The 13,446-nt window shown below is 31.7% G+C and carries 13 protein-coding genes; 11 read left to right on the forward strand and 2 right to left on the reverse strand.

All coding sequences use genetic code 11. The features are described 5' to 3' along the window. The first annotated feature begins 30 nt into the window (after positions 1 to 30). Together ACZYT4_RS06380 and ACZYT4_RS06385 are read left to right on the forward strand one after the other, a co-directional pair. Positions 31 to 891 (forward strand): YitT family protein, encoded by an 861-nt coding sequence (locus ACZYT4_RS06380; protein ID WP_463783675.1) that lies wholly within the window; start codon positions 31 to 33, stop codon positions 889 to 891. A 55-nt stretch (positions 892 to 946) separates the two neighbouring features. Then, a complete protein-coding gene (locus ACZYT4_RS06385; RefSeq protein ID WP_463783677.1) occupies positions 947 to 1,768 on the forward strand; it encodes a P-loop NTPase in 822 nt (273 codons plus the stop codon). Positions 1,769 to 1,804: 36 nt separating this feature from the next. Here the strand turns inward: ACZYT4_RS06385 and ACZYT4_RS06390 are convergent, their stop codons facing one another. Further along, positions 1,805 to 3,730, reverse strand: coding sequence for a BglG family transcription antiterminator (locus tag ACZYT4_RS06390; RefSeq protein ID WP_463783680.1), 1,926 nt, complete (start codon positions 3,728 to 3,730; stop codon positions 1,805 to 1,807). A 248-nt stretch (positions 3,731 to 3,978) separates the two neighbouring features. On the opposite strand from ACZYT4_RS06390, the gene ACZYT4_RS06395 reads away from it, so the two are divergent. The 9 genes from ACZYT4_RS06395 to ACZYT4_RS06435 all read left to right on the forward strand — a co-directional run bounded on the left by ACZYT4_RS06395 (position 3,979) and on the right by ACZYT4_RS06435 (position 12,248). After that, a complete protein-coding gene (locus tag ACZYT4_RS06395; protein WP_463783683.1) occupies positions 3,979 to 5,316 on the forward strand; it encodes a PTS sugar transporter subunit IIC in 1,338 nt (445 codons plus the stop codon). 75 nt (positions 5,317 to 5,391) lie between these two features. Next, entirely contained in the window at positions 5,392 to 5,820 is a 429-nt protein-coding gene (locus tag ACZYT4_RS06400; RefSeq protein WP_463783685.1) for a zinc-ribbon domain-containing protein, read from the forward strand. A 13-nt stretch (positions 5,821 to 5,833) separates the two neighbouring features. Further along, entirely contained in the window at positions 5,834 to 6,319 is a 486-nt protein-coding gene (locus ACZYT4_RS06405; protein ID WP_463783687.1) for a zinc ribbon domain-containing protein, read from the forward strand. A gap of 101 nt (positions 6,320 to 6,420) precedes the next feature. Then, complete coding sequence (locus ACZYT4_RS06410; protein ID WP_463783690.1) at positions 6,421 to 7,347, forward strand: type I phosphomannose isomerase catalytic subunit; 927 nt, start codon at positions 6,421 to 6,423, stop codon at positions 7,345 to 7,347. Positions 7,348 to 7,358: 11 nt separating this feature from the next. After that, positions 7,359 to 8,786: a glycoside hydrolase family 1 protein gene (locus tag ACZYT4_RS06415; RefSeq protein ID WP_463783692.1), complete on the forward strand. Its 1,428-nt coding sequence runs from the start codon at positions 7,359 to 7,361 to the stop codon at positions 8,784 to 8,786. 85 nt (positions 8,787 to 8,871) lie between these two features. Then, a complete protein-coding gene (locus tag ACZYT4_RS06420; RefSeq protein WP_463783693.1) occupies positions 8,872 to 9,906 on the forward strand; it encodes an NAD-dependent epimerase/dehydratase family protein in 1,035 nt (344 codons plus the stop codon). A 115-nt stretch (positions 9,907 to 10,021) separates the two neighbouring features. After that, positions 10,022 to 11,392: a hypothetical protein gene (locus ACZYT4_RS06425; RefSeq protein WP_463783694.1), complete on the forward strand. Its 1,371-nt coding sequence runs from the start codon at positions 10,022 to 10,024 to the stop codon at positions 11,390 to 11,392. Continuing rightward, positions 11,389 to 11,895, forward strand: coding sequence for a LytTR family DNA-binding domain-containing protein (locus ACZYT4_RS06430; protein WP_463783697.1), 507 nt, complete (start codon positions 11,389 to 11,391; stop codon positions 11,893 to 11,895). Before ACZYT4_RS06425 ends, ACZYT4_RS06430 begins: the two co-directional genes overlap by 4 nt. Further along, positions 11,892 to 12,248, forward strand: coding sequence for a hypothetical protein (locus ACZYT4_RS06435; RefSeq protein ID WP_463783698.1), 357 nt, complete (start codon positions 11,892 to 11,894; stop codon positions 12,246 to 12,248). The genes ACZYT4_RS06430 and ACZYT4_RS06435 overlap by 4 nt, the downstream gene beginning before the upstream one ends. A 24-nt stretch (positions 12,249 to 12,272) precedes the next feature. Here the strand turns inward: ACZYT4_RS06435 and ACZYT4_RS06440 are convergent, their stop codons facing one another. After that, positions 12,273 to 13,295 (reverse strand): LacI family DNA-binding transcriptional regulator, encoded by a 1,023-nt coding sequence (locus tag ACZYT4_RS06440; RefSeq protein WP_463783699.1) that lies wholly within the window; start codon positions 13,293 to 13,295, stop codon positions 12,273 to 12,275. Positions 13,296 to 13,446: the final 151 nt, after the last annotated feature.

Below are 13,446 nucleotides of genomic sequence, written 5' to 3' on the forward strand. Positions count from 1 at the left end.
ATAATGCTTTGTGAAGAAAGGGTGTATATGATGAATAATAAATTCATAAGAAATATTATAGGAGTTCTTATTGGAAATACGATATATGCTTTCGCTGTTTTATTGTTTATTGTTCCTAATGGATTAATTACGGGAGGATCAACGGGTTTATCTATTGGAGCACAGCATTTATTAGGTATCCCAATGACTTTATTTTTATCTGTTTTTAATATTTTGATGTTTTTACTTGGTTTATTGATTTTAGGTAAAACTTTTGCTTTTACGACATTAATCAGTACTTTTTATTATCCATTTATTTTAAGTGTTTTTGAAAAAACAATAGGCTATACACAAATGACAACAGATCCATTACTTGCTGCGCTGCTTGGTGGAGTGATGATTGGTGTTGCAATCGGGATTGTTATCAAATGTAATGCTTCAACAGGAGGAATGGATATTCCACCATTGATTATTAATAAAAAAACAGGAATACCGGTATCGGTTTCTATGTATGCTTTTGATTTTATAATTTTATTGATGCAGGTGTTTTATACCAATCGAGAAATGGTTCTTTATGGCATTGTTTTGGTGGCTACATATACGATTGTTTTAGATAAAGTTCTGGTCGTTGGGAAGGCACAGACAGAAGTGATGATTGTTTCTAAGGAATATCAACAAATCAATGATATGATTATTCATGAACTTGACCGAGGAACAACAATGTTAAAATCTATTTCTGGTTATATGAAAAATGAATATCCTGTGATTATGACAGTGATTTCTAATCGTGAATTACCTAAATTAAATCACCTGGTTTTAAATATTGATGAACATGCTTTTATGGTTGTCAGCAAGGTTAACGAAGTGAAAGGAAGAGGATTTACCTTTAAAAAAGAATATATAGAGTCATAATAGTGAAAAAGAAAAGCAAATGGGTTATAATACAAGAAGATATGGAGGTTATATTATGAGTAGTCAAGACTGTCATCATGATTGTCAATCATGTCAGGAAGATTGTGAAGAAAGAAGCTTTTTAGCTCCGATGAATAAAAATTCAAAAATACATAAAGTGATTGGAGTTGTCAGTGGTAAAGGCGGTGTAGGAAAATCATCTATTACGTCTTTATTAGCAGTTTTAAAGCAGCGTGAAGGATATCGCTGTGCTGTCTTAGATGGAGATATTACAGGACCATCAATTGCCAAAACATTTGGTGTAGAAGGGACACAGATTTATTCTAATGGAGAAGAAATTATTCCAGCCAAGTCTTTAGAGGGTATTGAGATTATGTCAACGAATCTTTTATTAGATAATGCTGAAGAACCAGTGGTATGGCGTGGACCTATTTTAGCAGGTATGATTAAACAATTCTGGAGTGATGTCAGATGGGGCGAAGTGGATTATATGTTCGTTGATATGCCTCCAGGAACAGGAGATGTCCCTTTGACAATCTTTCAGTCTTTACCTTTAGATGGTATTGTGATTGTGACAAGTCCACAGGAACTTGTCAGCATGATTGTTTCTAAAGCTGTCAATATGGCAAAGAAAATGAATATTCCTATTTTAGGTATTGTAGAAAATATGAGTTATGTACAATGTCCAGATTGTGGCAAGAAAATTTTCGTCTTTGGAAAAAGTCATCTGCAAGATGTGGCAGATAAATATGATTTAAAGATACTTGGTCAATTACCTTTAGATAGTGAATTAACACAACTTTCTGATATGGGTATGATTGAAAACTATTCATCTGATTGGTTAGATGAATTTGAAAAACAAGTTAAGAATTTTTAATCAAAAAAGCGAGCTGTTTATATCAACGGCCCGCTTTTACAAATTCATGAGTTTTTGATGTTTGAAAATAGTATTCATAAATTGTGGATAGGATGGATGATTCATGATTTCAAGAATATCCTCCTGATGTGCAGTCAAACTTTTTAAAGTATCGCTGAGTGTATTATAAATAAAGTGATGAGGATCAACACAAGAAAATAAAATAATGATGCGAACTTCTTTTTTATTCCATATGATGTTTTTATTAAGAATGATAGTAGAAAGAATATCATTGTTATTAATTGGTTTATTCAATCTGATTAATGCTATTTGATGTGGATAAATAGTCATTTGATGATATTCAGAATTAGCTATATGCATTTTGAATGATTCTTTAATTTGTGGGAACTGATTTTTAAGCAATTGATAAAATTCTTTGATGACTTCGTTTTTACTTCTGGCAGAGACATGGTCTTTATAAAGTTGAGGCAAGAAAGTTGTTTTGAGAATATTTTGATGATACTGATAAATTAAAAAATTATTGATGGAGTCTATATCATCTGATGTAATAATAGATGAAATATTGATATAAGGTATCGAAAGATTTCTATGAATAGGAACAGTAGAGATGATAAAATCGTATTGTGCTAGATTTTCATCAGGCAGTTTATAGTAAGATAATGTCTTGATAATATTAATCTGATTTTCAAAATGTTTCAAAATCTGATAAGCAGATAAGTCTTGAGCACCACCACCTAAGCCACATAAAAGAAGAACCTTCTTTTTAGGTGTATGTTGATTAAAGATAGCATTATTAAATATAATCGCAAAGAAAGCCAGTTCACTCATAGATAGTTTTCTTTTGGTATATTTTTCAATAATAGATGAAGATATTTCTGCAAAATAATAACCTAAAGGATAAACAGTTTTTAATTCATCATAAAGTGGATTTCTGATTTTCTCATCATATTTAATTCTAAGTAAAGCATTTTCTACATAGAGATTAAAAGTATGATTGAATTTTTCATTATCAAACTGAAATAATGTCTGCTTGGCGATGGTTTGTAGAATTTCATTGGTTATCATAATAACAGTTGGATCCTGATGGAATGTCAAACCTTGAGTGGAACGTTTGCAAATCAGTTCAATCGCAATCCAGTGAATTTCATGAATATTGATATGACAATCAGTATTTTCTTCTATAAATAATGCAATTTCTTTGGCTGCATCAAATTCATTTCGTGAAGCAATGGATGCAATATCTGGTGATTCATGAATTGTTTTTCCACGAAGTATACGTGAAAGAGTGATAGATAAGGATAAGAGAAAGTCACATAGAGCATAGTCAGAAAACTCAATTTGATATTTTTTGATAATTTTTAAAATACCATATTCTAGGGATGTAGCTTCTAAAATAAATGAATTTAAATAATCATAAAACATTTCTGACTGTCTCAAGTTGGTAAAAATAAAATCGCAAATGGGTTTTCTTTTATTGACTTCTTGACCTAAAATCTTGATTCCATAATTAGGCTTTTGTGAGAGTGAAAGATGATATTTTTTCATGGTACGGCGACAATTTTTAATATCATTGGAAATAGTCGAACGACTCACCAGCAGTTCCTCAGCTAATTGGTCAATTTTGACATAATCATCAATATCAATCAGACGCTTTAAAATATAGCCTTCTCTTTCATTGGGTTGAGTTGGAAAGAGTGATTCACGGTGCTTTTGAGCTTTTTCAATAAAAGACTGCAAAGTTTTAAGAGAAGAGGATGATTTGTTTTTGATCATATATCCTTTAGAAGTTTTGGAAATTAGTTCATAGCCTAAATCTTTTAGAATCACTTTAATGTTGGCAATTTCATCTCTAACGAGTCGTCGATTAATGCCAGTGATTGTTGCGATATCATAAGAAGAAATATAATCAGTAGATGTAACGAGTAATTTTAAAATTTCTATCTCATCTTTCTTTAATTTCATAGAACCCCTCCTTAATTTTAAAATTATAACAAATCATAGACTTTGTGTAAACGATTTCTCGATAAAATCGTACAAAAGATTTATAACAAAAATGACGAAAAATCAGCATATTAGGCACTTTTTGTGAGAAAAGTGACATTAGTTGTGACAAATGATAATGTGGAAATTTTGTGAAGAAAAGATAAAATATGAAGTGTAGAGAAAACGTTTACACGTTTTTAAAATTTAAAGAGAAGGGAGAAAATTTTATGTCTACTGAAAAGAAGTCTTTTATGGACTCACTCATGGAGAAAGTTGACGTTATTGCCGGTCCGATGACAAAGTTTGGACAAATTCCATTTGTTCGAGCATTGGTTAACGGGATGGTAGCTGCCATTGGGGTTACAATGGTTGGATCTATTTTCTTGGTTATCAACCTGTTTGCATCAGATGGTCAATTGACGGAAACTGCTTTATTGCCATTCTTAAAACCTTGGGCTGCTGATATTTCACTTGTTAACAGCTTATCAATGGGATTTATGGCTATCTACATTGTTATTGCATTTGGTTCTGAGTATGCTGAAATCAAAGGTTTCAACAAAACAACTGGAGCTGTCGGAGCATTCTTCGCTTTCATTTTATTGAATTATGACTCTGTTGGTCAATTGTTTGTTGAAGGTGTTGATGCTGCATCACTTCCTGCTGCACTTGAAACAACTTATTGGGGTGGTGCAGGGGTTATCACTGCCATGGTTGCAGGAGCTATTGCAATTAATATTGTAAGTATCTGTTATAAACACAATATTAAAATCACTTTGCCTGATGGTGTTCCACCAGCAGTTGCAGATAGTTTCTCAGCTATTATCCCATACTTCTTTATTACAATTGTCTGCTGGGGAATTAGAACTTTAGCTGGGTTCAATATTCCAGAATTAGTTGGAAATGTATTATTACCAATCTTCTCTGCTGCTGATAATATTGCCGTATATACATTACAACAATTCTTATCTGCATTATTATGGACTTGCGGTTTACATGGTGATAATATCACAGGAGCTGTTATTAATGCCTTTACAAATACATGGATTGCTGAAAATAATGCTGCATTCGTGGCTGGTACTGCTGTCGCTGATTTACCATATGTTTGGACACCTAACTTATGTAGATTGTCTCAATGGGTATCTTCATGTTGGCCAATCTTAGTTTACATGTATATGTCAAGCAAGAAATTGCCTCATTTAAAACCATTGGCTACAATCTGTTTACCTCCAGCTGTCTTCTGTATTGTTGAACCAATTATGTTTGGTTTGCCAGTTGTGTTAAATGCATTCTTGATCATCCCATTTGTTTTAACACATACAATTACTGCTGCATTAACATATTTCTTAACTGACATTGGATTTGTTGGTAAGATGTATATGACATTACCTTGGGCTACACCATCACCAATCTTAGGATACTTGAGTAATGGTGGATCAATCGGTGGTGTAATCATTGTATTTATTAACTTTGCGATTGGTTTAGTGATTTTCTATCCATTCTGGAAAGCTTATGAAAAATCAGAAGTAGAGAGAATTGAAGCTGAAGCAACTGCAAATGCAGAATAATTTTTAAGAACATCAAAAGGGCTGTCAAACGCGTTTATTTACAGCCCTTCTTTTATTCGAAGGAGGAAGTATATTATGAAAACATGTCCAAATTGTTATAAGGATTTACCAGATGATGCTGAATTTTGCACCTATTGTGGAAAACCATTAAGTGAATCAAAAATAAAGGAAAGAAAAAACGAAAAGGTAAAATTAAAAAAGAATACGAGAAAGAATAATTGGGCCATGTTGGGACTTTCTCTTTTATTGTTTGGTTTGGTTGTTTTTGATTTTGTTTTACCCACTATTATTGATGCTTTTGGTGGGAATACAGTTTTCCCATTTTATATCAGTCTAATCATGTATATCATTTCTATTATATGTGGATGTCTATCTCTATATATTGATAGAAAAGATAAAAAGGCAGGATATGAACCTAATGGTAATAAAAGTTATGCTTATGTTTGTATCTTTGTCAGCTTGTTTATTGCATTAGTGAATTTAACACAAGTTATTTTGAAATAGGAGTTGAGATATCATGTATTGTAGAAAATGTGGAAAGAAAATAAGTGATCATGCACAATTTTGTGATCATTGTGGGGCAGAAGTGGTGATTGTGCCTCAAAAAAGTTATGCTGATAAATATAAGGAAAACAAGAAAAAAACAAAATCACAAGCTCATCAAACATCTCAGCAACAAAAAAAGCAACAGGAAAAACATAAGGATGCTAAAAATCCGTATATTGCGGCATCTTTGTTTGCGGCTATTGTTTCACTTGTTTGTGCTATTTTTCCATGGAACTTCATTGGAGAAGGCATTGGAACAAGCTTACCAATGAGAATTATTGTGGTTGTTTTTGCATTACTTGGGGATTATCATGCCACAAAAGCGAAACAGACAAATCATTATCTTAAAAATAAATATGGCTTTGAGATTCAAGTCAATGCGATGAAATTAGGTTATTACCTATCTGTGATTATGACAATCATGGGATTATTTGCATTGTTTATGTATGGGGCATAATATTGTCTTTTTTATTTATAGGGTCAAAAGTCATAACTTATGACTTTTTAAACAATGGAAGATAAAGACAGATTTTATATAATAAAGATGGAGGTGGAAGGATGAATATTCTCTTTTTTAAACCAATTCCTCGTCCTGCGATTTGGGGACATACATTGGTTAAGGATTATTTTGGATATGATGATTTCCCAGATGGAATAGGACAATCATGGTCATTTAGTGCTCAAAAAGATGCATCCACAATATGTATCAGTGAACCATTTCAAGGCAAGACATTACTTGAATTATGGGAAAATCATCAGGAGCTTTTTGGTCATCCTGGAGAAGAATTTCCAGTTATCATATCATTGGTTGCGCCAGAAGATGATTTAAGTATACAGGTTCATCCAGATGCTAAGCACGCCAAGAAAAAAGGATTTTCCAGTGGTAAAAATGAAGCCTGGTATTTTATCGAAGCCAAGGAAGGTGCCAATATTGTTTATGGGCATCATGCGAAAGATGAAGCTGATTTAAGACACTATATTCAAGAAAATCGCTGGGATGAATTGATTAAGCATTTAGATGTACATCAAGATGATTTTGTTTATTTACCTGCTGGGCTATTACACGCCTTAAGAAAAGGAAGTATTGTCTATGAAATCCAACAGGCAACAGATATAACATATCGTTTTTATGATTATCATCGTCAAGATGAAAATGGTCAGGAACGTGAACTTCATTTGGAAGAAGCTATTGACTGTCTTTCATATGATCCTCATGATATGGAAAACCATATAGAACCAGTTATAGAAAAGAAAGATGGTCTAACGAAAACTGTTTTTATTTCTAATGATTCCTTTACAGTAACAAGATTAGAAATTGAGGAATCAGGAAGATTTCAAGATGATAACTATCAGTTGGCAACAGTGATTAAAGGAAATGGCAAAGCCAATGATATAGACATCAAATTGGGAGATAATTTTTTGATTCCAAAAGGATTAGAAGTTCAGTTTGCAGGAAAGATGACAATCATGATGACAACAAAGTGAGGAAAGAAAATATGAGTCGATTAAAAGAAGATTTTTTATGGGGTGGAGCCCTCAGTAATGTTCAGGCTGAAGGAGCCTATTTGGAAGATGGCAAAGGTCTGAATGTTTATGATACATTAGAAGTTGTACCAGAACCAGGTATTGCGCCAATGTTTTGCGATACTGCTGTCGCAACAGATCATTATCATCATTATAAGGAAGATATTGATTATATGGCAGAGATGGGATTTAAAGCTTATCGTTTTTCTGTCGTGTGGTCAAGAATTCATCCTATGGGAGATGATGAAAAACCAAATGAAGCAGGTTTAGCGTATTATGAAGATATGGTTGATTACCTTTTAGAAAAAGGTATTGAACCGGTTGTCTCTTTAGTACACTTTGATATGCCTGATCATCTAGCTAAAGCATATAATGGTTTTCTTAATAAAAAAGTTATTGATTTTTATGAAAAACATGTTGAAAGTGTTGTCGAAAGATTAAAAGGAAAAGTTAAATATTATATCACTTATAATGAGATTAACCTGGCACCTTATCACCCAAGTTTGGTAGCAGGTGTGCATAAACCTGATGATATGAGTCAGGAAGAACTGTTTGCTCAATTAACAGTGAACGTTGAAGTCGCACATGCGAAAGCTGTAGAAACCATTAAACGTATTGATCCACAGGCTCAAGTTGGGGGAATGTTGGGACATGCTCCATTTTATCCATTGACTTGTAAGAGCGAAGATATAATTGCAGCTGATTTTAAAAATAAAATGCACAATTATTTGCCTTTTGATATTATGACAAGTGGTGAATTACCAGAATATTTTTTAAATTTCATGAAACAAAGAGATATTTCTATTGATTTTAATGAAGAAGAAAGACGTATTGTTAAATCAGCTTCTTTAAAACTTGATTATTTAGCTTTCTCTTATTATCGCAGCAATGTTCAAAGTTCTTTTGAAGATATTGAAGATTTAACGGAATTAGAAAATGCGATACTATTTGATAATCGTGGAATAAAAAATCCTCATTATCAGGCTAATGAATGGGGATGGCAAATTGATAGTGAGGGATTAAGATATTCACTAATTGATTTGTATCATCGTTATCATAAGCCATTGTTTATTGTGGAAAATGGTATTGGTATTGATGAAAAATTAGAAAATGGAAAAGTTTATGATGATGAACGTATTTCTTATTATCAAAAGCATATTAAGAGTATTAAAAGAGCTGTCTTACATGATGGGGTTGATTTAATGGGATATCTGGCTTGGAGCCCAATTGACTTTTTAAGCAGTCATAAAGAGATTAGAAAAAGATATGGCTTTGTTTATGTCAATAGAGATTTTAAAGATCTTTTGGATTTAAAACGTTATCCTAAAAAATCATTCTACTGGTATCAGAAAGTTATTCGTTCATGTGGTGAAGATTTAGATAATCAGGTGGATTATTAAAATAAATTGGAAACATTGAAAAGCATTTTCAATGTTTCATTTTCTTGTTATAATGAAAATAATCAAATCAATGGAGATGAATCAAATGATACTAACAAAAAAACCATTAAAAGTTCTACTCATTGGAGGAACAGGAACAATATCTCTGCCTATATGTGAAGCATTAAGTCAAAATCAGGATATTGAATTATACGTTATGAATCGTGGACATAAGTCTTTACCTGAACATGCTCATCAGATAATCTGTGATTTTCATGATACTGCAAAAATGGAAGAAATTTTAAAAGATTATTCTTTTGATATTGTTTGTAACTTCATTATCTATAAGCCAGAAGAAGCTATTAAACAAATTCAGTTATTTAAAGGAAAGATTCAACAATATATCTTTATATCTACAGTTGTGACTTATAATCATGAAACAGCTGTGATGATTCATGAATCACATGAACAAAATAATATCTATTCTGAATATGGAAGAGAGAAAACAAAATGTGAACAAATCTTTATGAAAGCTTATGAAGAATTTGGTTTTCCTATTACGATTGTTCGTCCTTCACAAACTTATGGATACGATCGCATTCCTTTAAGTGTCAAAGGAAAGAGTTGCTGGAGTGTGGTTGATCGTATTTTGAATGATAAGCCAGTCATTATTCATGGTGATGGTAAGAGTACATGGCATTGTACGCATAATCAGGATTTTGCCTATAATTTTATTCAACTGATCAATAATGAAAAGACAATTGGACAGGCTTATCATAATATCAATCCTGTTGTAGTGAATTGGGATATGATTTATCATGATTTATATGCTTTATTAAACAAAGAACCAAAGATCATTCATATTGCCAGTGATACATTAGCCCTTTCTCAAACTTATGATATTGAATCATCCATTTTAGGAGATAAACAATATTCATGTCTGTTTGATATGTCAAAAATTCAAAGGGATACTCCTGATTTTCAAAATCATATTATGATTCAGGAAGGATTGAAGATGTATCTTGACTATATGGATCAACATCCAGAAAAGAAAGTCAAAGATGAGCAATTTGATCAATGGTGTGATCAGGTGATTGATTCTTATCAAAAATTTATACAAGAAATCAAGGGACATTTTTAGGGATGAGAGTCCCTTTTTTTATTGGCAACAAAGACATGATTTTGGCTACGTGAGAGATTATTTAACCATCTTTTCACATAATCATGTATAATCTTAAGTGAAAGAGGTGAGTAGGATGGGAATTGGTATCATAGCTTTAGGACTCTGGTTGCTTCTAGGTATTTCGTTTTCAATCAATAGCATAGAACTTTTTCCAGATGCTTTATCAATGATGATTATTATTGTGGGAATTATCATTGTTTTTAGAAGGGTGAAATTAAGAGAACTGTTGATATCTTTAGGATTATGGATAGTCAGTTTTGTAATGGAACTGTTTCAATTGTATTTTTTCAACCAGTGGATTTGGTTACTAGCATTGGCATTTGTCTATATAGGGATTGATCATATAGTTGTTGATTATCCTGCTTTAAAAAAATATAGATATAGCTATCGTATATATTTGACAGTTTATGTGATCGCTTTATTGTTGGGTGAATTGATTTTGAAAACAAATGAAGCATCTTTCATGCTAATAGCTGCCTTTTTCATGATTGTCTTAGAAATAGTTTTGATTATGGTTTTATATCATATGATCAAAATCAATCATTTTTTAGAAGAAGATTATATCCAAATCCATGTTCAATCTTTATCCTATTCATTTCATCAAAAAGCAATCATTATTGTTCTTTCTTTAGCGAGTCTTTTAGGTATTGTTTATATGAAGGATGGCTTTTTAAAACAGATCCAACAGGAAGTTTTATATGAAGAATCATACTATTTAAAAGTGAACGAAGAAGATTATAAAATCTTGCCTTTTGGTTATCGAAAAGAACAACAGAGCACACTGTTTTTAGAAGAAGAACTTGTATCCTATACACCTATTGAAATCTATATTCGTCAGGATTTATTCAAAGACTTAAGTCAAGTTGAATATCAGATTTTGAATTATGATAAGGTCATTGTCTCTTCGTCTGGACCGTTTCAGACTGTTGAATATGAAGAAGGAGAAACGACAGCATTTCCAGGTTATGTAGGTGTTTATGTTCAAGATGATCGTTATAGTGAGATTCAAAATATTCAAGATTATACAAAATCCTTCAATTTTGTATTAAAGCTTTATAATCAAAATGGCGAGTGTTATTATCAGCAGATGTCGACTTTAGAACAAGTTTCATCTCATAGTTATCGTTATGAAGATGAAAATATCTGTATGGAAAACCTGAAATATGATATGAATGTTATCACTGATCCACCACCACAGATAACATTAAAACAAAATCAAGATCAGATAACAGATATCTTGTTTTATACAGTCAATGAAAATCAAGAAGAAAACTTGATTCTGATGTATAATAATGTTCTTGATCAAAATCGTTATGAACTTTTCTTCGATAAACGTTTTATTCATCAGCCGTTAGATCATTTATCAAAACTCAAAATAAAATATCGAGATGAAAATAATCAGGTGATTGATTCTTACATTTGTGAATTGGAGGAAGTCCTATGAAAATCATATGTGCACCTGATCATCTTGATACTTTAAAATCTATGCTAAGAGAATATCAGCAGTTAGATATTGTGATTGTAGAAAAAGGTTTTGATTATGAAGGTATGTGTTATTACTTTTCTATGGAACATATAGAAGATTTGATTTTATACTTACAGAGCCTACATCAAAAATATGTTCTTTGTTATGCTGATGAAAAACAATATAAACTTTTACCACATCAGATTGATTTTATTGAAGGCTATTCAAAAGAGGCATTCGTCCATAGTGAGCATCTTCAATATCAGATCTATCAGAAACTTTATGAATTAGAGGAAAAACTGAAGCCTTATGGTTTTATTAGAATTAATAAATCAACTCTGGTCAATATTCACAAGATAGAGAGTATTATACCAGAGGTTCAAAGAAGATATATTTTGATTTTAAAAAGCCAAAAAAAGCTGTTATTAACACGTTATTATGTGAAGAATTTTATGGAAACGTTAAGGAGGGATACTTTATGAAAGAGAGAATAGGAATTCATTATGGAATCAGTTTTATTTATCTGGTCATCATGAGAAATCTTTTAGGACAGGGATATCTATATACAAGATATTCATCTTCTTTTCAAATGAGTCTGATTGATTGCCTTGTTTTATCTGCCTGCTTAACAATATTATTAGAAGCCTGGCAGATGTTTAAAGAAGTCTATATGTCTCATTTTAAGATTCAAAAAGTTGTTCTGTTCATATGTCTGATGGCTATAATTTTATTGATCTATTTACAGTCTTTGTATTATAGTACGATGATTTTGTTTTTGATCTTTTATATATGTCGAGACTGCTGGCGCTATTATCAAATAAATAAAGCATTATAAAAAGGGCTTTAGCTTTAGCCCTTTTTATAAGCTTGTAGAATCTCTTTGAATCAATTCTACAGGTAAAATATAGTGTTTTTCATCGCTATTTACAGTTTCTCCATTCATTAATGATAATAATAAGCCAGAGGCTTTTTGGGCAAGCTGTTTGGTATTTTGATGAATTGTTGATAATGATGGCTGACAGGCATAAGAAATAGGAATGTCATCAAATCCAATGATTTTCACGTCTTCAGGAACACGAATATGATTTTCTGCTAAGGCGACTAAGACACCATAAGCTCGCCAATCATTAGTTGCAAAGATGCCATCAAAAGGAATGCCTGATTGAATGAGCTTTTCAGTCGCATGTTTTGCACCATCATAATTAGAAGATGAAATATCCAATAAAATCTGTAATTCTTTATGAGCGACAAGACCATAGTCTTTTAAAGCCTGACGATATCCTTCCAGTCGTTGCTGATTCACTGATAAGGATTTATTACGCGAAATAATTGCAATCCGTTTACAACCTTTTTTAATCAATTCTTCAGTTGCTAGATAGCCACCACTATAGTGATTAGATTCTACATAATAAACGTTATGGTGATATTTAGGCTTTCGGTCAATACAGACAATGGGAATATCTCTTGTAATGATATTGGTTGGTAGTTCTTCACTTCCAGATATACACATGATCCCATCTACCAGTTTAGAATCAAGAGATTTAAAATAAGCAATTTCTTTTTCTTCAGTTTGCGAAGTATTGCATATAAAAACAGAATAATTTTTTTCAAAAAAATATTTTTCGATTTCTAAAACAAGATGGGAAAACCATTCGTTGTTAATATTGGGAACAATAACACCCACTGTTTTTGATTTTGACATTCTCAAGCTTTTTGCTGCCATATTAGCTCTGTATCCATATTGATCAATAATTTTTTGAACTTTGATTCTTGTTTCTTCAGAAAAGCGACCATTATTATTAATAACGCGTGAAACTGTAGCCACAGATACATTGGCCAGTTTTGCTATTTCTTTTATTGATAAACTCTTTTTTTTATCCATAAAATGTCAACTCCTAAATTTATTATATATTTTTTTATAACTTTTTCCTAGAAAAAACATATTTTGTGATAGAATATTCTTTAGTCATAAAATATGACAAAAATCTACATAGATGAGATATATCAAAAGAGGTATAATAAAGCACAAGGAG

This window comes from Massilimicrobiota sp. mt181 (genome assembly GCF_055420065.1).

Coding starts and splice junctions, on each gene's coding strand:
- ACZYT4_RS06415 (WP_463783692.1), top strand. CDS start 7,359: ATGAGTCGATTAAAAGAAGATTTTTTATGGGGTGGAGCCCTCAGTAAT.
- ACZYT4_RS06380 (WP_463783675.1), top strand. CDS start 31: ATGAATAATAAATTCATAAGAAATATTATAGGAGTTCTTATTGGAAAT.
- ACZYT4_RS06390 (WP_463783680.1), bottom strand. CDS start 3,730: ATGAAATTAAAGAAAGATGAGATAGAAATTTTAAAATTACTCGTTACA.
- ACZYT4_RS06440 (WP_463783699.1), bottom strand. CDS start 13,295: ATGGATAAAAAAAAGAGTTTATCAATAAAAGAAATAGCAAAACTGGCC.
- ACZYT4_RS06435 (WP_463783698.1), top strand. CDS start 11,892: ATGAAAGAGAGAATAGGAATTCATTATGGAATCAGTTTTATTTATCTG.
- ACZYT4_RS06405 (WP_463783687.1), top strand. CDS start 5,834: ATGTATTGTAGAAAATGTGGAAAGAAAATAAGTGATCATGCACAATTT.
- ACZYT4_RS06395 (WP_463783683.1), top strand. CDS start 3,979: ATGTCTACTGAAAAGAAGTCTTTTATGGACTCACTCATGGAGAAAGTT.
- ACZYT4_RS06430 (WP_463783697.1), top strand. CDS start 11,389: ATGAAAATCATATGTGCACCTGATCATCTTGATACTTTAAAATCTATG.
- ACZYT4_RS06400 (WP_463783685.1), top strand. CDS start 5,392: ATGAAAACATGTCCAAATTGTTATAAGGATTTACCAGATGATGCTGAA.
- ACZYT4_RS06385 (WP_463783677.1), top strand. CDS start 947: ATGAGTAGTCAAGACTGTCATCATGATTGTCAATCATGTCAGGAAGAT.
- ACZYT4_RS06425 (WP_463783694.1), top strand. CDS start 10,022: ATGGGAATTGGTATCATAGCTTTAGGACTCTGGTTGCTTCTAGGTATT.
- ACZYT4_RS06420 (WP_463783693.1), top strand. CDS start 8,872: ATGATACTAACAAAAAAACCATTAAAAGTTCTACTCATTGGAGGAACA.
- ACZYT4_RS06410 (WP_463783690.1), top strand. CDS start 6,421: ATGAATATTCTCTTTTTTAAACCAATTCCTCGTCCTGCGATTTGGGGA.